Raw genomic sequence first — 20,145 nt, 5'->3', positions numbered from 1 at the left:
GCAGAGGGGGCTTGGCTGTACGTTGGGAAAAGCCTGTCGAATAATTGACCGACCGGTTGGTTGGGGAATGGTAGCATTATTAAGATGGCCGCGCGAAGTGTTTTCGCGCGCGATTTTTCTAACTTTAGGAGGCGGCATGGCTTATGAGAACATTCTTGTTGAGACGCGGGGACGGGTCGGCTTGGTCACGTTGAATCGTCCGAAGGCATTGAACGCTCTGAACGACGCATTGATGGACGAACTGGGGGCGGCGTTGCGCGAGTTCGATGCCGACGACGCGATCGGCGCGATCGTGGTCACGGGCAGCGAAAAGGCGTTCGCGGCCGGTGCCGACATCGGCATGATGTCCACCTACACCTATATGGATGTCTACAAGGGCGACTACATCACTCGCAACTGGGAGACCGTCCGCTCCATTCGTAAGCCAATTATTGCGGCGGTGGCCGGTTTCGCGCTCGGCGGTGGTTGCGAGTTGGCGATGATGTGTGACATCATTTTCGCCGCCGACACGGCAAAGTTCGGCCAGCCGGAAATCAAGCTCGGCATCATGCCGGGCGCCGGTGGTACGCAGCGCTTGCCGCGCGCCGTCTCCAAGGCGAAGGCGATGGACCTCTGCCTGACCGCGCGATTCATGGATGCTGCGGAAGCCGAGCGCGCTGGATTGGTATCGCGTGTGATTCCGGCTGCGTCGCTGGTCGACGAGGCAATAGCCGCGGCTGCGACGATTGCTGAATTCCCGTCGCCGGCCGTGATGATGGTGAAGGAATCGGTCAACCGCGCCTATGAGACGACACTCGCCGAAGGCGTGCATTTCGAGCGCCGCCTGTTCCATTCCCTCTTCGCCACCGAAGATCAGAAGGAGGGTATGGCCGCGTTTGTCGAGAAGCGCAAACCGGTTTTCAAGCATCGTTAATACGCTTGTCAAAATAACGCTTGCAAGGCGGGGTGCGGGTCGCTAGAATCTCGCTCTTTCGTGCTTCGGACAACGAGGCACGGGGAGCGGGAGAGCCAGCGGTGGCAAGGCTTTCGGCGAAGCGGGCAGGTTCAGGAAGTTGGAAAAACCTGTTGACGGCGTAGCGAAAGTTCTTCATAATCTCGTTTCTCTGCTGCTGATGCAGCGACGCAGAACGAAGCGGTGCCGGGTAGTTGGAATGCTGATGACTGATGTCAGCGGCGTGCGGTGCCGGTTTGGTGGTGAATGCGGAATCGATCTTTAAAAATTAACAGCCGATAAGTGTGGGCGCTTGATGCGCGACGCGCAGTGGATCCTTCGGGGTTTGCTGGAAGCGAAAGTATCAAGTCTCACACAGTAATGAAAGGAAGGTTTTTCCATTGAAAGATGGAGAGATCATTCGTCAGTACGTTGAGTGAGCGACCGGTTGCAAGCAGGCAACTGCGACAACCGAAAAACAGTAACAGGTTTGAACTGAAGAGTTTGATCCTGGCTCAGATTGAACGCTGGCGGCATGCCTTACACATGCAAGTCGAACGGCAGCACGGGGGCAACCCTGGTGGCGAGTGGCGAACGGGTGAGTAATACATCGGAACGTGTCCTGTAGTGGGGGATAGCCCGGCGAAAGCCGGATTAATACCGCATACGATCTGTGGATGAAAGCGGGGGATCTTAGGACCTCGCGCTACAGGGGCGGCCGATGGCAGATTAGCTAGTTGGTGGGGTAAAGGCCTACCAAGGCGACGATCTGTAGCTGGTCTGAGAGGACGACCAGCCACACTGGGACTGAGACACGGCCCAGACTCCTACGGGAGGCAGCAGTGGGGAATTTTGGACAATGGGCGCAAGCCTGATCCAGCAATGCCGCGTGTGTGAAGAAGGCCTTCGGGTTGTAAAGCACTTTTGTCCGGAAAGAAAACCTCTTGGTTAATACCTGAGGGGGATGACGGTACCGGAAGAATAAGCACCGGCTAACTACGTGCCAGCAGCCGCGGTAATACGTAGGGTGCAAGCGTTAATCGGAATTACTGGGCGTAAAGCGTGCGCAGGCGGTTCGCTAAGACAGATGTGAAATCCCCGGGCTTAACCTGGGAACTGCATTTGTGACTGGCGGGCTAGAGTATGGCAGAGGGGGGTAGAATTCCACGTGTAGCAGTGAAATGCGTAGAGATGTGGAGGAATACCGATGGCGAAGGCAGCCCCCTGGGCCAATACTGACGCTCATGCACGAAAGCGTGGGGAGCAAACAGGATTAGATACCCTGGTAGTCCACGCCCTAAACGATGTCAACTAGTTGTCGGGTCTTCATTGACTTGGTAACGTAGCTAACGCGTGAAGTTGACCGCCTGGGGAGTACGGTCGCAAGATTAAAACTCAAAGGAATTGACGGGGACCCGCACAAGCGGTGGATGATGTGGATTAATTCGATGCAACGCGAAAAACCTTACCTACCCTTGACATGTATGGAATCCTGCTGAGAGGTGGGAGTGCCCGAAAGGGAGCCATAACACAGGTGCTGCATGGCTGTCGTCAGCTCGTGTCGTGAGATGTTGGGTTAAGTCCCGCAACGAGCGCAACCCTTGTCCCTAGTTGCTACGCAAGAGCACTCTAGGGAGACTGCCGGTGACAAACCGGAGGAAGGTGGGGATGACGTCAAGTCCTCATGGCCCTTATGGGTAGGGCTTCACACGTCATACAATGGTCGGAACAGAGGGTCGCCAACCCGCGAGGGGGAGCCAATCCCAGAAAACCGATCGTAGTCCGGATCGCACTCTGCAACTCGAGTGCGTGAAGCTGGAATCGCTAGTAATCGCGGATCAGCATGCCGCGGTGAATACGTTCCCGGGTCTTGTACACACCGCCCGTCACACCATGGGAGTGGGTTTTACCAGAAGTGGCTAGTCTAACCGCAAGGAGGACGGTCACCACGGTAGGATTCATGACTGGGGTGAAGTCGTAACAAGGTAGCCGTATCGGAAGGTGCGGCTGGATCACCTCCTTTCTCGAGCTCACGTGTCAATCGTGTTGAGCGCTCACGCTTATCGGCTGTGAATTAAAGACAGAAACGCAGACAGACTCAGGGGTCTGTAGCTCAGTCGGTTAGAGCACCGTCTTGATAAGGCGGGGGTCGATGGTTCGAATCCATCCAGACCCACCATTGTCTTGTCTGCGATGGCTGACCGGCAAAACCCCTGAGTGGCAACAGATGATGGTCTGTGCATGACTGGGGGATTAGCTCAGCTGGGAGAGCACCTGCTTTGCAAGCAGGGGGTCGTCGGTTCGATCCCGTCATCCTCCACCAATCCTCAATGCGTAGCGCTGCTGTGAGAAGCAGAGTGCTGTGCATTGGCGATTGAGCCAGTCAGAGTGATACATGGTTATAGCAACCATGATATCGGCTGTCGTTCTTTAACAATCAGGAAGAAGTAGTAAAGAGATTCACGAAAGCATGCTTAGAGATGGGTGTGCGAGTAGGTGAATCAGGGTTGTGATTGTATCAATGTATGAAAAGGTGATCGAAAGATTGCTTTGGAATACGGCGCAACACGAATACTCAACCTGTAGCGAGTGTGGCAGCCACGGTCCTTCCCAGTGAAGGGCGTGCGAGACACACCCGTTATAGGGTCAAGCGAACAAGTGCATGTGGTGGATGCCTTGGCGATCACAGGCGATGAAGGACGCGGTAGCCTGCGAAAAGCGGAGGGGAGCTGGCAAACGAGCTTTGATCCTCCGATATCCGAATGGGGAAACCCGGCCCGAATGGGTCATCCATGACTGAATACATAGGTCATGAGAAGCGAACGCGGTGAACTGAAACATCTAAGTAACCGCAGGAAAAGAAATCAACCGAGATTCCCAGAGTAGTGGCGAGCGAAATGGGACCAGCCTGTACTCTTTATCTTCATTGTTAGTCGAAGGCTCTGGAAAGTGCCGCCATAGCAGGTGATAGCCCTGTAGACGAAAACAGCGAGGAAGAACTAGGTGTACGACAAGTAGGGCGGGACACGTGAAATCCTGTCTGAAGATGGGGGGACCATCCTCCAAGGCTAAATACTCGTGATCGACCGATAGTGAACCAGTACCGTGAGGGAAAGGCGAAAAGAACCCCGGGAGGGGAGTGAAACAGATCCTGAAACCGCATGCATACAAACAGTCGGAGCCTCGCAAGGGGTGACGGCGTACCTTTTGTATAATGGGTCAGCGACTTACATTCAGTGGCAAGCTTAACCGATTAGGGCAGGCGTAGCGAAAGCGAGTCCGAACAGGGCGATTCAGTCGCTGGGTGTAGACCCGAAACCAGGTGATCTATCCATGGCCAGGATGAAGGTGCGGTAACACGTACTGGAGGTCCGAACCCACTAACGTTGAAAAGTTAGGGGATGAGCTGTGGATAGGGGTGAAAGGCTAAACAAACCTGGAAATAGCTGGTTCTCTCCGAAAACTATTTAGGTAGTGCCTCGTGTATCACCTTCGGGGGTAGAGCACTGTCATGGTTGTGGGGTCCATTGCGGATTACTACGCCATAGCAAACTCCGAATACCGAAGAGTGCAATCACGGGAGACAGACATCGGGTGCTAACGTCCGGTGTCAAGAGGGAAACAACCCAGACCGCCAGCTAAGGTCCCCAAATATTGCTAAGTGGGAAACGAAGTGGGAAGGCTAAAACAGTCAGGAGGTTGGCTTAGAAGCAGCCATCCTTTAAAGAAAGCGTAATAGCTCACTGATCGAGTCGTCCTGCGCGGAAGATGTAACGGGGCTAAGCAATATACCGAAGCTGCGGATGCACATTTATGTGCATGGTAGGAGAGCGTTCCGTAAGCCTGCGAAGGTGCATTGAAAAGTGTGCTGGAGGTATCGGAAGTGCGAATGCTGACATGAGTAGCGATAAAGGGGGTGAAAAGCCCCCTCGCCGTAAGCCCAAGGTTTCCTACGCAACGTTCATCGGCGTAGGGTGAGTCGGCCCCTAAGGCGAGGCAGAAATGCGTAGCTGATGGGAAGCAGGTTAATATTCCTGCACCATTGTTAAATGCGATGGGGGGACGGATCGCGGAAGGTTGTCCGGGTGTTGGAAGTCCCGGTCCTTGCATTGGAGAAGGCGCTTAGGCAAATCCGGGCGCGGAATTCAAGGGTGCGAGGCCATTCACTTCGGTGAAGAAGCAATCGGAAGTGGTTCCAAGAAAAGCCTCTAAGCTTCAGTTTAACAGGACCGTACCGCAAACCGACACAGGTGGGCGAGATGAGTATTCTAAGGCGCTTGAGAGAACTCGGGAGAAGGAACTCGGCAAATTGGTACCGTAACTTCGGGATAAGGTACGCCCCTGTAGCCTGATGCGCCTGCGCGCAAAGGGTGAAGGGGTTGCAATAAACTGGTGGCTGCGACTGTTTAATAAAAACACAGCACTCTGCAAACACGAAAGTGGACGTATAGGGTGTGACGCCTGCCCGGTGCCGGAAGATTAAATGATGGGGTGCAAGCTCTTGATTGAAGTCCCGGTAAACGGCGGCCGTAACTATAACGGTCCTAAGGTAGCGAAATTCCTTGTCGGGTAAGTTCCGACCTGCACGAATGGCGTAACGATGGCCACACTGTCTCCTCCCGAGACTCAGCGAAGTTGAAGTGTTTGTGATGATGCAATCTCCCCGCGGCTAGACGGAAAGACCCCATGAACCTTTACTGTAGCTTTGCATTGGACTTTGAACCGGTCTGTGTAGGATAGGTGGGAGGCTTTGAAGCGTGGACGCCAGTCTGCGTGGAGCCATCCTTGAAATACCACCCTGGTTTGTTTGAGGTTCTAACCTTGGTCCGTAATCCGGATCGGGGACAGTGCATGGTAGGCAGTTTGACTGGGGCGGTCTCCTCCCAAAGTGTAACGGAGGAGTACGAAGGTACGCTAGGTACGGTCGGAAATCGTGCTGATAGTGCAATGGCATAAGCGTGCTTAACTGCGAGACCGACAAGTCGAGCAGGTGCGAAAGCAGGTCATAGTGATCCGGTGGTTCTGTATGGAAGGGCCATCGCTCAACGGATAAAAGGTACTCTGGGGATAACAGGCTGATACCGCCCAAGAGTTCATATCGACGGCGGTGTTTGGCACCTCGATGTCGGCTCATCTCATCCTGGGGCTGTAGCCGGTCCCAAGGGTATGGCTGTTCGCCATTTAAAGAGGTACGTGAGCTGGGTTTAAAACGTCGTGAGACAGTTTGGTCCCTATCTGCCGTGGGCGCTGGATATTTGAAGGGGGCTGCTCCTAGTACGAGAGGACCGGAGTGGACGAACCTCTGGTGTACCGGTTGTCACGCCAGTGGCATCGCCGGGTAGCTATGTTCGGAAGAGATAACCGCTGAAAGCATCTAAGCGGGAAACTCGCCTTAAGATGAGATATCCCCGGGGCTTCGAGCCCCTTGAAGGGTCGTTCAAGACCAGGACGTTGATAGGTCAGGTGTGGAAGCGCAGTAATGCGTTAAGCTAACTGATACTAATTGCCCGTAAGGCTTGATCCTATAACAGGTGTGTTTCGACATGAGTTAGCGCTTCAGCGCTTACTCAGGTCAACCCCCGAAGGGGGCAGGAACACTCAGGTTAAGTGATCGTGTTGTGCCAGAATCAACACAACCCCAACCGCTTTACCCCTGGTGAGCATCACCAGAAACTACTTCTTCCAGATTGGCTGCAGCGCTCCCCGAGCGAGGCAGCAACCCGTCAAAGCCTGATGACCATAGCGAGTCGGTCCCACCCCTTCCCATCCCGAACAGGACCGTGAAACGACTCCACGCCGATGATAGTGCGGATTACCCGTGTGAAAGTAGGTAATCGTCAGGCTCCCCTGCAGCATCAGAAACCCCACCCCAACACGGTGGGGTTTCTGCGTTTACGCCGCAGAAATACTCAGACAATCCCACGCAATACAGCCGCCTTCACTCCCCGCCCACCCGCAAACGCTGGCTTAAGCGAGCGAGCGGCACGGGTGTCAATCACCCGTTGCGCGAGACATAACGGGCGACGAACCAATCACAGCGGCCAACCCGCTCGAAAGCATTCTATTTGCCCTGCGCCAGGAACCGCTGTGCCAGTCGTACCCAGTACGTCGAGCCGATCGGCAGCAACTCGTCGTTAAAGTCATAGCTCGCGTTATGCAGCATGCACGGGCCCGCGCCATGCCCCGAATCTCGGTGTCCCCCATCGCCATTACCAAGGAACGCGTAACAACCCGGTTTGGCGAGCAACATGAAAGAGAAGTCCTCCGCGCCCATCGTTGGCTCAACCGCGTCGTCGACGTTTTCCGCGCCGACAATTTCCTTCATCACCGTCGCTGCAAAGCGGGCCTCCTCGCTGCTGTTGATCGTCGGCGGGTAGTTTCGGTGGAATTGAATATCGACCGAGCAATCGTAGGCCTCGGCGGTGCTCTCCGCGATTTTGCGCATGCGCGCTTCGATCAGATCAAGCGTATCGGTGGTAAACGTCCGCACTGTGCCTGCAATCCACGCATTGTTCGGAACAACATTGACCGCGTCGCCGGCATGAATCTGGGTGATCGATAACACGGCAGTGTCGAGCGGCTTCTTGTTCCGCGTGATGATGCTCTGCAGCCCATTCGCGATTTGCACCGCAGTGAAGACAGGATCGTGGCCGTTGTGCGGCAGCGCTGCGTGCGAACCCACGCCTTTGATTTCAATGTGAAATTCATTGCTCGACGCCATGATCGGGCCTTCGGTCACGCCGAACTGCCCCGCCGGCATGCCCGGCCAGTTATGAATGCCGAAGACGGCGTCGACCGGAAATTTCACGAACAGGCCGTCGTCGATCATGGCTTGCGCGCCGGCGCCGCCTTCTTCAGCTGGCTGGAAAATGAACACGATCGTGCCATCGAATTCACCATGTTTGACCAGGTGCCGCGCGGCACCGAGCAGCATCGCGGTATGTCCGTCATGGCCGCACGCGTGCATCTTGCCGTCGTTTTTCGACCGATGGTCGAAGCTGTTCAGTTCCTGTATCGGCAGCGCATCCATGTCGGCTCGCAGACCAATGGAGCGTGAGCCATTGCCGCGTTTCAGCACACCGACGACGCCGGTTTTGCCCAACCCTCGATGAGTTTCGATACCCCACGACTCTAGGGTTCGTGCCACCAGATCGGCCGTCGCCGTTTCTTCGTAACGCAGTTCCGGATGGGCGTGGATGGTTCGTCGGAGGGTCTGGATTTCGCCGTGAGCGGCCTGGATTTCTGGGATCAGTTTCATGATGGAGTGGTGACGCGTCTGTGCTTTGGCTTGCGTGGAATCGCTCGGGGCCCCATTGGCCCGGGCACGGTAATAACCGATTCTACGCCCAAGGCCTTTTTGGCGGCACCGTGCAGACCAGGCAGCAATTGCCGTAATAGAATCCCGCATTGCTTCACCGCTCACTGCCTTCTTGAACGGATCGCCGATGAATGCCCCAACTGAACTCGCTCGCGCCGTATGCCCGCACGATTGCCCCGACACCTGCGCGATGCGAGTGACGGTCGTGGGCGGACGTGCGATCAAGGTTGTCGCTGATCCTGAGCATCCGCCGACGCAAGGCGCGCTGTGCACCAAGGTCAGCCGCTATGCTGAGCGTGTGCATCATCCGCAAAGATTGACGGCGCCGATGAAGCGCGTCGGCCGTAAAGGCGATGGCCGCTTTGAACCGATCAGTTGGGACGAGGCATTCCGGATCGCTGCTGGCCGTCTCGCGGAGATTGCGCGCCGCGCGCCAGAAGCGATCGTTCCCTACAGCTATGCCGGCACGATGGGTTTAGTTCAGGGCGAGAGCATTGCGCAGCGCTTCTTTCACAAGATCGGCGCGTCGCAATTGGACCGCACGATCTGCGCATCGGCGGGCGCCGCCGGGTTGAAGTACACCTATGGCGCGAGCCTTGGCATGCTCACCGAGTTTTTCGACGAGAGCGAAGTCATCCTCATCTGGGGTTCCAATCCCATCGCATCGAGTCTGCATTTCTGGACGCGCGCCCAGCAGGCCAAACGCCGCGGCGCACGGCTGATCGCTATCGATCCGTACCGGTCGCTAACCGCCGAAAAATGCCATCAGCACATTGCCCTGAAACCCGGCACCGACGGCGCCTTGGCGCTCGGCATGATGAACGTGTTGATCACGGAAAATCTGCTCGATCACGCTTACATCGCGGCCCACACACTAGGTTTCGATGAGCTGAAGGCACGCGCGCTGAATTACCCGCCGTCGCGCGTTGCTGAAATTTGCGACATTGATGAACACGTTATCGTTGATCTTGCGCGACTTTACGGTAGTACCAAAAAGGCCGCGATCCGCATGAACTACGGTCTGCAGCGCGTGCGTGGCGGCGGCAATGCCGTGCGCGCGATCGCCTGCCTGCCGTCGTTGACGGGTGCGTGGCGCGAAAGAGCGGGGGGCGTGCTGCTGTCCTCGGGCGGTTGGGCGCCGGTCGACACGCATGCATTGCAGCGTCCGGACCTGATGCCGGGCTGGCCGTCCAAGGTCAGCCGCGTCATCAATATGAATACAATCGGCGACGCGTTGCTGCACAAGGGCGACGCCGCGTTCGGCCCTAAAGTCGAAGCGATCGTTGTCTACAACTCGAATCCCGTGGCCGTCGCGCCGGATTCCGAGCGAGTCGCAGCGGGTTTTGCGCGCGAGGATTTGTTTACGATCGTGCTGGAGCATTTCCAGACCGACACCGCCGACTACGCCGATCTGCTCCTGCCCGCGACCACCCAACTCGAGCACCTCGACGTCCACAAGTCATACGGCCACACGCACGTGATGGTCAACCTGCCGGCAATCGCACCCGTCGGCGGCGCACTTCCAAACACCGAGATTTTTCGCGGCTTCGCGCGTCACATGGGGCTCGACGAACCAGCACTGTTCGAGAGCGACGAGACCATTGCGCAGGCTGCGTTCCGCTGGCAGGACAAAACGCTCGAAGGCGTGGATTGGCAGACCTTGAAGCAAACCGGCTGGGCCCGGCTGAACCTGCCCGACGCGCCTTTCGCCGAAGGCGGCTTCCGAACGCCGTCCGGCAAATGCGAGTTCTATAGCGAGCGCCTCGCAAAGCAGGGACTCGACCCGCTGCCCGACTACCTGCCACCCTACGAATCCGCCGACGGCGCACCGGAACTCGCCGCCCGCTACCCACTTGCGATGATCTCGCCGCCGGCCCGCAACTTCCTGAACAGCACCTTCGTGAACGTCGAAAGTTTGCGTTCGACGGAAGGCGAGCCGCACCTCGACATGCACCCAGCCGACGCACAAGCGCGAGACATTGCCGATGGCGCTCAGGTGCGCATCTTTAACGATCGCGGTTCGATGCAGGCGCGCGTGCGCGTCACGGATAAAGCCCGCGAAGGGCTCGTGGTCGGCCTGTCGATCTGGTGGAAAAAGCTCGCCCCCGACGGCCGCAATGCCAATCAACTCACCAGCCAGGCGCTCACCGATCTGGGCGGCTCGGCGACGTTCTACGACTGCCTGGTCGAAGTCGAACGCGTCTGAAACCCGCTCAGTCACCCCGCAGCGCGCGTCCCGCACGGGTTCGAGGCTGCAGTCTAACCAGGCCGCTTTTCGCGAATAGCACCGAGGTGCCCATGCTACGATGCGTTTTTAGCACGACCATTCGAAAATAAAGGAGGAGACGCTGCATGGACAAAATCTGGCTGAAATCTTATCCGCCCGGCGTTCCCGCAGAGATCGACCCGAGCCGCTATTCGTCGGTGGGAGAACTGCTCGAAGAAGCCTTCCGCGAGCACCGCGCCAAACCGGCGTTCGTCTGCATGGGCAAGGAGATCAGCTACGGCGAGCTCGACGCGCTTTCGCGCAAACTCGCCGCGTGGTTTCAGTCGAAGGGCTTGGCCCGCGGCGCGCGCATCGCGATCATGATGCCCAACGTGCTGCAGTATCCGGTGGCCATTGCAGCCATCTTGCGCGCGGGCTATGTGGTCGTGAACGTGAACCCGCTCTATACGCCGCGTGAACTCGAGCATCAACTCAAGGACAGCGGAGCGGAGGCGATCATTCTGCTCGAGAATTTCGCGGTTACGCTGCAGGCGATCGTGCGCAACACGTCGATCAAGCATGTGGTTGTGGCGGCAATGGGCGACTTGATGGGGATCAAGGGCACGCTGGTGAATTTCGTCGTGCGCAAGGTGAAGAAGATGGTGCCGGCCTGGAGTCTGCCGGGGCACGTCAAATTCAACACCGCCATAGCAGAAGGCGCACGCCAGAATTTCAAGCCGGTCCAGCAAGGCCCTGAAGACGTCGCATTTCTCCAGTACACGGGCGGAACGACAGGTGTGGCCAAGGGCGCAACGCTGCTGCATCGGAACCTGATCGCCAATGTGCTGCAGTCGGAGATCTGGCTCGATCCGGTTCGCGCGAATCGCAAGGATATCGATCAGTTCGTCACCGTCGTCGCCTTGCCGCTGTATCACGTGTTCGCGCTGACCGTGTGCGGGCTGCTGACGATCCGCACTGGTGGCCTCGGCGTACTCATTCCGAATCCGCGCGACATTCCCGGCATGATCAAGGCGCTGGAAGGCTATCCGATCACGACGATTCCCGCCGTCAACACGCTGTACAACGCGTTGTTGAACAGCCCGGATTTCCATAAGCTCGATTTTTCGAAGCTGATCGCCGCGAACGGCGGAGGTATGGCGGTGCAGGAAGCCGTCGCCAAACGCTGGTACGAGCAGACTCATACGCCGATTATCGAAGGATACGGTTTGTCGGAGACGTCGCCGTGCGTGACCTGCAATCCGGTCACGGTCACCGAATACAGCGGAACAATCGGCCTGCCGCTGCCGTCGACGGAAATCTCGATTCGTGACGACGAAGGTAACGAGGTGCCGCTCGGTCAGCCCGGCGAGATTTGCATCCGCGGGCCGCAGGTGATGGCAGGCTACTGGAACCGGCCCGACGAAACCGCGAAAGTGATGACGGCGGACGGGTTCTTCAAATCGGGCGATGTCGGCCTGATGAATGACGGCGGCTTCGTCAAGATCGTCGACCGCAAGAAGGACATGATTCTGGTGTCCGGTTTCAATGTCTATCCGAACGAAATCGAAGACGTGGTCGCCAAGCTACCGGGCGTGTTCGAGGTTGCAGCGGTCGGCGTGCCGGACCAGCATTCCGGCGAAGCGGTGAAGCTGTTCGTGGTGAAGAAGGATCAGGCGCTCACCGATGCCGACATCTTCGCCTACTGCAAGCAGCAGTTGACCGGCTACAAGCGGCCTAAGATCGTCGAGTTCCGTACCGAGCTGCCGAAGAGCAATGTCGGCAAGATTTTGCGTCGAGAGTTGCGCGACGGACGGGCGTAGGCGGAATCGCGTGCTGATCACGCGCGATACCGGCAAGAAGCGGCGAGTAACCGAAAAAGCGAAAAAGCCCGGCAGACGAAAGTCTGTCGGGCTTTTTTTACGCAGCAATCGCATTGCAAAACCCACCGGCAGCGCGCCATAAAAAAAGGCGCCCGAAGGCGCCTTTGAGGCAGACTGCTTTTTTACGACTTATTAGAACTTGTGGCGGATACCGATGCGCGCCGTGAACTGGTTCTGGTTCGACGAACCCGACAGGCCGTTGATGCCTGCCGTTGCGTCGACCACAGCGCCACCAGCGGTGACCGTGTCGCCCAGAGCGTGTTGGTACACACCCGTCACGTACACGTCGGTACGCTTGGACAGGAAGTAGTCCACGCCAACTGCGCCTTGGTGGTACTGAGCACGCGAGTTGCCGTTGATTTCCGCGCCGCGCGTGTAGTCATACGCTGCGCCGACCAGCAATGCCGGGGTCAACTGATACTTGAAGTTCAGTTCTGCGTTGTTGAACGTTGCCGACTGGCCCTTGAACGGCGATGCATACGATGCGCCCAGGTTGCCGAAGCGGATGTTCGAGTACGTTGCACCGATGGTCGCTGCGCCGAACGTGTACGCGCCGCCTGCACCGATCACTTGGTACGTGTTAGCCGACGTGAAGCCAGCGTAGATCGGCGACGTCACAGCTGCGGCCGGTGCTGCAGCCGTGCTGCCGGTGTTGAACAGGCCGCCCGCAGCTGCCGGCGTGCGTGCGTTCAAGTAGCCAACGCCCAAGACCAACGGACCGTTGTTGTAGCCAGCGCCCAACGACCAGATCTGGTTCGACGTGACGTTGCCGGCGATGCCGCCGAAGCTGTACGTGCCGCCGAACGTCAGGCCGCCGTAGTTTGCGCTCGTGTACTTGACCGTGTTGTTGGTGCGGTACGCGTTGTTGAAGTTGTCGATGTCGCCCGGGTGAGCAGCGATGTAGCCGCCCCACTGGTCGCCGGCTTCCAGCGGACCGACGTAGTCGACGACGGAGTCGTACTGACGACCCAGCGTGACCGTACCGAATTGGCTCGACAGGCCGACGTAAGCTTGACGACCGAACATCAGGCCGCCTTGACCCAGCTTGCCGTTGTTCACGTCAAAGCCGTTTTCCAACACGAAGATTGCCTTCAGACCGCCGCCCAGATCTTCCGTGCCGCGCAGGCCGAAACGCGAGCCTTGCAGAACGCCGCTGGACAGGTTGTACAGGTGCTTGCCACCCGAGTTGGTGTTGATGTTGAAGCCTTCGTCAATGATACCGTACAGGGTCACGCTGCTCTGAGCATGTGCGACGCCTGCGAATGCGCCCAGTGCTGCGAGAGCGAGAAGCGACTTTTTCATCGAATGATCTCCAAGGATTACGAATCTTTTGTACAAGGCAGAATATTTATCTAGCGTTGAGGCCTTGCATGTCCAACTTCGCGAGAAGTTGCACGTAATGTAACAAAAGGCATACATGGCACAAAGAAAAAGGAGCGGGGCGCGAAGGCTCCTGTTTCGTTTACGCAACATGGTCTAAAATCAGAAATTGGCCGCCCGATTCATGCGATTTGAAGGTTTCCGCGAAGCCGGTTTTGCGCTGCAAAGCCTTGTCGAGCGGACCTGGCAGATCGGTCGCGCGGTTGTTGAATGAGGGAGTGCTGAATGTTTCTGGACGAGTTGATTAGCGAGTTTGATCGGGGTTTACGCTCAATGACCGGCGTGTCGCGGATGAGTCGTCCGTTGCCGGTTCCGCAGGAATCCAAGGTGACGGAACCGGCGGTCGAACTCTCACCGGCCGAGCGTGCGCACGCGGCTGGCTTGATGCGCGTGAATCACGTCGGCGAGGTCTGCGCCCAGGCGCTCTACCAGGCTCAGAAACTCGCTACCAAATCGCCGTCCTTGCGGGCCGTGTTCGATCGCGCCGCAATCGAGGAAGAAGATCATCTCGCGTGGACTTCAAAACGTCTTGAAGCGCTCGACTCGCGTCCCAGTCTGCTGAACCCGCTCTGGTATACGGGCGCGCTTGCCATCGGCCTCGCGGCTGGGCGCATGGGCGACCGTGTCAGCCTCGGCTTCATGGCCGAGACCGAGCGTCAGGTGGAACTGCATCTCGACAGCCATCTGGACGAGTTGCCGGCAGCCGATCACGAGTCGCGTGCCATCGTCGAGCAGATGCGCGTGGACGAAGCGGAACACGGCAAAGCGGCGATGGAAGCCGGCGGCCTCGAGCTACCGTTTCCCGCGCGCGCATTGATGCGCGCCGTGTCGAAAGTCATGACCCGCACCGCCTATTACATATAAGTTAAAGCCAGCCGTTCACGCACCTCTCGGAAGTGGGACGGCGCCTCGCGCGCCGTCCGCCTGAAGCACCCGGAAACGCCATCCCACACCTGCCGGTCCCGCTTAACGATCTCTTTCATTCCACGCCTTTCCCCCGCACTTTTCACGTATCACCTTCACAAGCTGCACTAGCTCATTCATTTATAACGGTTTTCCGTTTTATGCGTGACGTGAAGGAGTCGCGCTAAGTCCTTGTTCTAACAAACAAAATTCGCCGGAAAAGCACGTATCTCCCTTGACCCCCGTTTAGCGTTCCTCTAAAGTGGGAGACAGTGTGAGAAAGTGTATTTTTGTGTGATCTCGCAAGCGGTTTCGGGTAGATTTTCATGGATCGGGCAGCTGGCGCGCCAATGCGCCACATGGGGAGAGCGAAGTGTTCCAAGGGGCGTCGGCGCTGACGCTCGATGCGAAAGGGCGGATGTCTATCCCCTCTCGATATCGGGATGCGCTGCAGACACAGGCAGAGGGCCGGGTGACGATCACCAAGCACCCGGACGGCTGCCTGTTGCTCTTTCCGCGCCCGGAGTGGGAGATCTTCCGCGACAAGGTCGACAAGCTGCCCATGAACGCGACCTGGTGGAAGCGCATTTTTCTCGGCAATGCAATGGACGTGGAAATGGACGGCGCAGGGCGCGTGCTCGTGTCGCCGGAATTGCGCACGGCTGGTGGGTTGGAAAAAGAAGTGACCTTGCTCGGCATGGGTCGTCACTTCGAGTTGTGGGATGCACAAACATACGCCGCGAAGGAACAGGCGGCAATGGCCGAGGGCATGCCCGACGCGTTAAAAGATTTCACGTTCTGATCGCGGTTTACATATATGGCACCTGCGATGGGAAACGAATTGCAGCATCGCACGGTGCTGCTGGAAGAAGCGGTTCAAGCGCTGGTCACGCGCGCGGACGGCGTGTATGTGGACGGCACGTTCGGGCGCGGTGGGCATAGCCGCCTGGTGTTGGAGAAGCTGGCGGAGTCGGGGCGCCTGATCGCTTTCGACAAAGACCCGCTCGCCATCGCCACGGCGCAGCAGATTGCCGATCCGCGCTTCGGCATCGTGCACGAGAGTTTTGCTTCACTGCGCACCGCGATTGCGGAGCGCGGCGTAGGACGGGTGTCGGGTGTTTTATTGGATCTGGGCATATCGTCGCCGCAAATCGACGATCCGGAGCGGGGCTTCAGCTTCCGCGCCGACGGCCCACTCGACATGCGGATGGACCCGACGCGCGGCGAGTCTGCCGCTGACTGGCTGGCGCGGGCCACGGTGCAGGAATTGACGGAGGTGATACGAGATTATGGGGAAGAACGGTTTGCTTTTCAGATTGCAAAGGCGCTTGTTGCTCGCCGGGCAGAGTCCGACCGTCTTGGGCCTCTCGTCAGCACGGGCGAGCTTGCCCAAATCGTGGCTAACGTCGTCAAAACCCGTGAGAAGGGCAAGGATCCGGCAACCCGCACCTTTCAAGCTATACGGATTCACATCAATCAAGAGCTTGCGGAGCTGCAAGTCGTTTTAGAAGCAGCGTTGTCGCTGTTGGAGCAAGGGGGGCGGCTGGTGGTCATCAGCTTTCATTCGCTCGAGGACCGGATCGTCAAGCGATTCATGCAGGCGCACGCGAGTACGCCCGCAGTGGATCGCCGTCTGCCGATTCGCGCCGTCGATTTGCCGAGCCCTCCGCTCAAAATCATCGGCCGCGTATTCGCAAGCGACGCTGAAGTCGCCGCGAATCCGCGCGCCCGTTCTGCCGTGATGCGCGTGGCGGAGCGGATCGCACCATGAACCGTCTCAACATCTTCCTGCTGATCATCGTGATGGGTTGCGCTCTGTCCGTCGTCAACGCTACCAATCAGCAGCGTCAGATCTTTATCCAGTTGCAGCGCGCCCAATCGCAGGAGCGCCAGCTCCAGCAGGATTACTCGCAGCTTCAATATCAGCAGAGCGCGTTGTCGAAAACGTCGCGCATCGAGACTATCGCCACTGATTCCCTGAAGATGCAATCGGTCACCACCGGCCGCACCCAGTACCTCACACTCGACCCGGGCGCGGCGAAAGCCCAGGACGCACCGATTCCGACTTCCGGCCCGGCATCGGCGCCGGCGGCGACCCGTCGCGGAGGCGTGCGATGAAAAAATCGTCGACTCGCAAGAGCGTGGCCTTCTCGGCCAATCCGATCCTCTCGGTGCGCCTGCCAATGTGGCGCTCCAAGCTCGTCGTGTTCATGCTGTTCATGGCGTTCGTCGCGCTCACCGCGCGCGCGTTCTGGATTCAGGGCCCGGGCAACGCTTTCTATCTGAAGCAGGGCGAAATCCGCTATCAGCGCCGCCTCGAACTGCCGGCCACGCGCGGCAAGATTCTCGACCGCAACGGTCTCGTGCTCGCCACGAGTCTGCCGGTACGCGCGATCTGGGCGATTCCCGAATCGGTGCCGGACGACCTTGGCGCGGACAAGCTGACGTCGCTCGGCAAACTGCTCGGCATGACTAATAAGGAGCTGCGCGCCAAGCTCTCGGAAGACAAGACCTTCGTCTACGTAAAGCGCCAGGTGCCGGTCGACGTCGCCGCAAAGGTCGCCGCGCTGGAGATCCCCGGCATCTACGCGCGCGACGAGTACAAGCGCTTCTATCCGGAAGGCGAGATCACGGCTCACCTGATCGGCTTCACCAATGTGGAAGACGAAGGGCAGGAAGGCGTCGAACTCGGCGACCAGAAGCTGCTCGCCGGCATGTCGGGCAGCCGCCGCGTGATCAAGGACCGCATGGGCCACATCATTGAAGACGTGGACGAGCAGGTCGTGCCGCACAACGGCCAGGACGTGGATCTCTCGATCGACAGCAAGATTCAGTACATCGCTTATACGAACCTGAAGGCGGCCGTCGAGAAATTCAAGGCAAAGGCCGGCGCGGCCATGGTGATCGACGTGCGCACCGGCGAAGTGCTGGCGCTGGTCAATTACCCCACGTACAACCCGAACGACCGTTCACACCTGACCGGCGACCAGTTGCGCAACCGCATCCTGACCGACACGTTCGAGCCCGGCTCGATCATGAAGCCGTTCACGGTCTCGCTCGCGCTCGATCTGCACCGCGTCACGCCGACTACACTGGTTGATACAGGCGGCGGCCGCTTCGTGCTTGACGGTGCGCCGATTACCGACGACAGCGCGTTCGGCGTGCTGACGGTGGGCGGCGTGATCCAGAAGTCGAGCAACATCGGCGCGACCAAGATCGCCATGCAGCTCAAGCCCGAAGAGATGTGGAACATGTACACCAGCATCGGTCTCGGCCAGGCGCCGAAGGTCGGTTTCCCTGGCGCGGCGGCCGGCCGTCTGCGCCCGTGGAAGAGTTGGCGCCGCATCGAGCAGGCCACCATGTCGTATGGTTACGGCCTGTCGGTGTCGCTGTTCCAGCTGGGCCGCGCTTACACCGCGATCGCCCATGACGGCGAAATCATGCCGGTGTCGATTTTCCGCACGCCTGGCGATCAGCCGGCCACCGGTCCGCAGATATTCGCGCCCACCACCGCTCGCCAGGTGCGCGCAATGCTCGAAACCGTTACGGCGCCGGGCGGCACGTCGCCGGATGCGGCGGTGCCGGGTTATCGCGTCGGCGGCAAGAGCGGTACGGCGTACAAGCACGGCGCGCACGGCTACGACCACTCCAAATATCGCGCTTCGTTCGTCGGCATGGCGCCGATGCCGAACCCGCGTATCGTCGTCGCCGTCTCGGTCGACGAACCGACGGCGGGCAGCCACTTCGGCGGTCAGGTGTCGGGCCCGGTGTTCTCGAGCATCGTCGGCGACACGCTGCGCTCGTTGAATGTGCCGCCGGACATGCCGGTCAAGCAAATGGTGGTGTCGGACGATTCGGCGCCGGCAGCACCGGCCGCGCCCGCCACGCCAGCCACGGCCAAGAAACTCTCCACCAGCGCGGGCGCGAAGAAGATGACGATTTCCGCGAACGCGAAAAGCCATCCGGGAGTCGTGCGATGAGCATGTTGCGGAAGAAGCATCCCGCACAGCGGCAGATCGCCGACGCCCTCGCCTGGCTGCATGCTCACGTGCGGCCAGGCGCGCATCTGCACGCCGACACGCGCTCGCTCGCGGCCGGCGACGCGTTTTTCGCCTACGCCGTGGATGGCGCGGACAACCGCCCGTTCATCGAAGGCGCCATCGAACGTGGCGCCGCCGCCGTGCTGGTTCAGCCCGAAGGCTTCAGCGGCGCGATCGATCCGTCGAACACGCTGGCGGTGCCGGCGTTGAACGAACTTGCCGGTTCGATCGCGAGCGGCTGGTACAACGATCCGAGCGACAGCATGCTGACGCTCGGCGTCACCGGCACGAACGGCAAGACCTCGTGCAGCCAGTGGATCTCGGCGGCGCTGACGGCGCTCGGCACGCGCTGCGCGATCATCGGCACGCTCGGCTCCGGCTTGCCGGGCCACCTGGTGCACACCGGCTTTACTACGCCCGACGCGCCGCAATTGCAGCGCAGTCTCGCGCAGTTGCGCGATGCGGGCGCGCAGGCGGTGGCCATGGAAGTGTCGTCGCACGCGCTGCATCAGGGCCGCGTGAACGGCACGGCGTTCGACATCGCCGTATTCACGAATCTCACGCAAGACCATCTCGACTATCACCACACGTTCGAAGCCTACGAAGCCGCCAAAGCGCGTCTGTTCGCGTGGCCGGACCTGCGCGCGGCCGTGATCAATCGCGACGATGCCGCCGGCCGCCGCTTGCTCGCGAGCACGCAAGGCCATGCACGCACGATCGCCTACGGGCTCGACGACACACTGCAAGACGCGCCGAAAGCCGACGCGCTTCTGCTCGCTTCAAACGTGCGCGCCACCGCCACGGGCACGGCGTTCCATCTGAGCACCTCAGATTGGGGCAATGCCGAAGTCGAAGTGCAAACGCTCGGCGCGTTCAACGTGAGCAATCTCCTCGGCGTGCTGGGCGCATTGCTCGCCGCCGACGTTCCGTTCAACGCCGCCGTGGCCGAACTGGCAAAGCTCGAATCGGTGAACGGCCGCATGCAGCGTCTCGGTGGCCGCTTGCAAAACGACGAACCGCTCGTCGTGATCGATTACGCGCACACGCCGGACGCGCTGGAAAAAACACTCGAAGCGTTGCGCCCGATGGCCACCGCGCGCGGCGGCGAACTGATCTGCATGTTCGGCTGCGGCGGTGACCGCGACGCCACCAAGCGTCCGTTGATGGGCGCGATCGCCGAGAAAATCGCCGACGGCGTCGTGGTGACCAGCGACAACCCACGCAGCGAAGATCCGCAGGCCATCATCGAGCAGATCGCGGCTGGAATGAAAGACGCGTCGAAGGCGCGCCGTATCGAGGACCGCGCGAGCGCGATCCTGCAAGCGATCCGCAGCGCGGCGCGCGAAGACGTCATCGTGCTGGCCGGCAAGGGGCACGAAGCAACACAGGAAATCATGGGCAAGAAACGCGCTTTCTCCGATCAGGACCACGCTCGCCTCGCGCTGGCCGCACGCGCGACGCACGCACGCGGAGGTGGCGAATGAACC

11 protein-coding genes, 2 tRNA genes and 3 rRNA genes are annotated in these 20,145 nt (G+C 59.3%); 14 read left to right on the top strand and 2 right to left on the bottom strand.

The genetic code is table 11. The features are described 5' to 3' along the window. The first annotated feature begins 136 nt into the window (after nt 1–136). From BPHYT_RS17335 to rrf, 6 genes are all read left to right on the top strand, one after another. A complete protein-coding gene (locus BPHYT_RS17335) occupies nt 137–913 on the top strand; it encodes an enoyl-CoA hydratase (protein WP_012434436.1) in 777 nt (258 codons plus the stop codon). 510 nt (nt 914–1,423) lie between these two features. Then, nucleotides 1,424–2,954 (top strand): 16S ribosomal RNA (locus tag BPHYT_RS17330). A gap of 79 nt (nt 2,955–3,033) precedes the next feature. Then, nucleotides 3,034–3,110 (top strand) — tRNA-Ile (locus BPHYT_RS17325). A gap of 68 nt (nt 3,111–3,178) precedes the next feature. Beyond that, nucleotides 3,179–3,254, top strand: a tRNA-Ala gene (locus BPHYT_RS17320). Nucleotides 3,255–3,575: 321 nt separating this feature from the next. Then, nucleotides 3,576–6,455: ribosomal RNA gene (locus tag BPHYT_RS17315) — 23S ribosomal RNA — on the top strand. A gap of 205 nt (nt 6,456–6,660) precedes the next feature. Further along, nucleotides 6,661–6,774, top strand: a 5S ribosomal RNA gene (gene rrf, locus BPHYT_RS17310). Together the 16S, 23S and 5S rRNA genes with 2 tRNA genes alongside form the textbook arrangement of a ribosomal RNA operon. Nucleotides 6,775–6,992: 218 nt before the next feature. On the opposite strand, the gene BPHYT_RS17305 is transcribed toward rrf, so the two are convergent. Then, nucleotides 6,993–8,189, bottom strand: a complete 1,197-nt coding sequence (locus BPHYT_RS17305; RefSeq protein WP_012434435.1) for a M20 aminoacylase family protein — start codon at nt 8,187–8,189, stop codon at nt 6,993–6,995. A 187-nt stretch (nt 8,190–8,376) separates the two neighbouring features. Here BPHYT_RS17305 and BPHYT_RS17300 point away from each other — a divergent pair, with 187 nt between their 5' ends. Together BPHYT_RS17300 and BPHYT_RS17295 are read left to right on the top strand one after the other, a co-directional pair. Continuing rightward, entirely contained in the window at nt 8,377–10,455 is a 2,079-nt protein-coding gene (locus BPHYT_RS17300; protein WP_012434434.1) for a molybdopterin-containing oxidoreductase family protein, read from the top strand. 146 nt (nt 10,456–10,601) lie between these two features. After that, nucleotides 10,602–12,275, top strand: a complete 1,674-nt coding sequence (locus tag BPHYT_RS17295; protein WP_012434433.1) for a long-chain fatty acid--CoA ligase — start codon at nt 10,602–10,604, stop codon at nt 12,273–12,275. Nucleotides 12,276–12,467: 192 nt separating this feature from the next. Here the strand turns inward: BPHYT_RS17295 and BPHYT_RS17290 are convergent, their stop codons facing one another. Continuing rightward, nucleotides 12,468–13,637 (bottom strand): porin, encoded by a 1,170-nt coding sequence (locus BPHYT_RS17290; protein ID WP_012434432.1) that lies wholly within the window; start codon nt 13,635–13,637, stop codon nt 12,468–12,470. Between the two features lie 303 nt (nt 13,638–13,940). Here BPHYT_RS17290 and coq7 point away from each other — a divergent pair, with 303 nt between their 5' ends. The 6 genes from coq7 to BPHYT_RS17260 all read left to right on the top strand — a co-directional run bounded on the left by coq7 (nt 13,941) and on the right by BPHYT_RS17260 (nt 20,142). After that, nucleotides 13,941–14,579, top strand: coding sequence for a 2-polyprenyl-3-methyl-6-methoxy-1,4-benzoquinone monooxygenase (coq7, locus tag BPHYT_RS17285; protein ID WP_012434431.1), 639 nt, complete (start codon nt 13,941–13,943; stop codon nt 14,577–14,579). 412 nt (nt 14,580–14,991) lie between these two features. After that, complete coding sequence (mraZ, locus tag BPHYT_RS17280) at nt 14,992–15,420, top strand: division/cell wall cluster transcriptional repressor MraZ (protein WP_012434430.1); 429 nt, start codon at nt 14,992–14,994, stop codon at nt 15,418–15,420. Nucleotides 15,421–15,435: 15 nt separating this feature from the next. Further along, complete coding sequence (gene rsmH, locus BPHYT_RS17275) at nt 15,436–16,389, top strand: 16S rRNA (cytosine(1402)-N(4))-methyltransferase RsmH (RefSeq protein ID WP_012434429.1); 954 nt, start codon at nt 15,436–15,438, stop codon at nt 16,387–16,389. Beyond that, nucleotides 16,386–16,736 carry a cell division protein FtsL gene (ftsL, locus tag BPHYT_RS17270; RefSeq protein ID WP_012434428.1) on the top strand — a complete coding sequence of 117 codons (351 nt, stop codon included), beginning with the start codon at nt 16,386–16,388 and terminating at the stop codon, nt 16,734–16,736. Before rsmH ends, ftsL begins: the two co-directional genes overlap by 4 nt. Further along, entirely contained in the window at nt 16,733–18,598 is a 1,866-nt protein-coding gene (locus BPHYT_RS17265) for a peptidoglycan D,D-transpeptidase FtsI family protein (protein ID WP_012434427.1), read from the top strand. Before ftsL ends, BPHYT_RS17265 begins: the two co-directional genes overlap by 4 nt. Further along, nucleotides 18,595–20,142, top strand: coding sequence for a UDP-N-acetylmuramoyl-L-alanyl-D-glutamate--2,6-diaminopimelate ligase (locus BPHYT_RS17260; protein ID WP_012434426.1), 1,548 nt, complete (start codon nt 18,595–18,597; stop codon nt 20,140–20,142). The genes BPHYT_RS17265 and BPHYT_RS17260 overlap by 4 nt, the downstream gene beginning before the upstream one ends. Nucleotides 20,143–20,145: the final 3 nt, after the last annotated feature.

This window comes from Paraburkholderia phytofirmans PsJN (genome assembly GCF_000020125.1).
Lineage (GTDB): Bacteria > Pseudomonadota > Gammaproteobacteria > Burkholderiales > Burkholderiaceae > Paraburkholderia > Paraburkholderia phytofirmans.
This window is presented reverse-complemented; position numbering and strand designations above follow the sequence as displayed.

Bases quoted from the DNA above. Each gene is read 5' to 3' on its own strand.
- BPHYT_RS17335 (WP_012434436.1), top strand. From the start codon at position 137: ATGGCTTATGAGAACATTCTTGTTGAGACGCGGGGACGGGTCGGCTTG.
- BPHYT_RS17305 (WP_012434435.1), bottom strand. From the start codon at position 8,189: ATGAAACTGATCCCAGAAATCCAGGCCGCTCACGGCGAAATCCAGACC.
- BPHYT_RS17300 (WP_012434434.1), top strand. From the start codon at position 8,377: ATGAATGCCCCAACTGAACTCGCTCGCGCCGTATGCCCGCACGATTGC.
- BPHYT_RS17295 (WP_012434433.1), top strand. From the start codon at position 10,602: ATGGACAAAATCTGGCTGAAATCTTATCCGCCCGGCGTTCCCGCAGAG.
- BPHYT_RS17290 (WP_012434432.1), bottom strand. From the start codon at position 13,637: ATGAAAAAGTCGCTTCTCGCTCTCGCAGCACTGGGCGCATTCGCAGGC.
- coq7 (WP_012434431.1), top strand. From the start codon at position 13,941: ATGTTTCTGGACGAGTTGATTAGCGAGTTTGATCGGGGTTTACGCTCA.
- rsmH (WP_012434429.1), top strand. From the start codon at position 15,436: ATGGCACCTGCGATGGGAAACGAATTGCAGCATCGCACGGTGCTGCTG.
- ftsL (WP_012434428.1), top strand. From the start codon at position 16,386: ATGAACCGTCTCAACATCTTCCTGCTGATCATCGTGATGGGTTGCGCT.
- BPHYT_RS17265 (WP_012434427.1), top strand. From the start codon at position 16,733: ATGAAAAAATCGTCGACTCGCAAGAGCGTGGCCTTCTCGGCCAATCCG.
- BPHYT_RS17260 (WP_012434426.1), top strand. From the start codon at position 18,595: ATGAGCATGTTGCGGAAGAAGCATCCCGCACAGCGGCAGATCGCCGAC.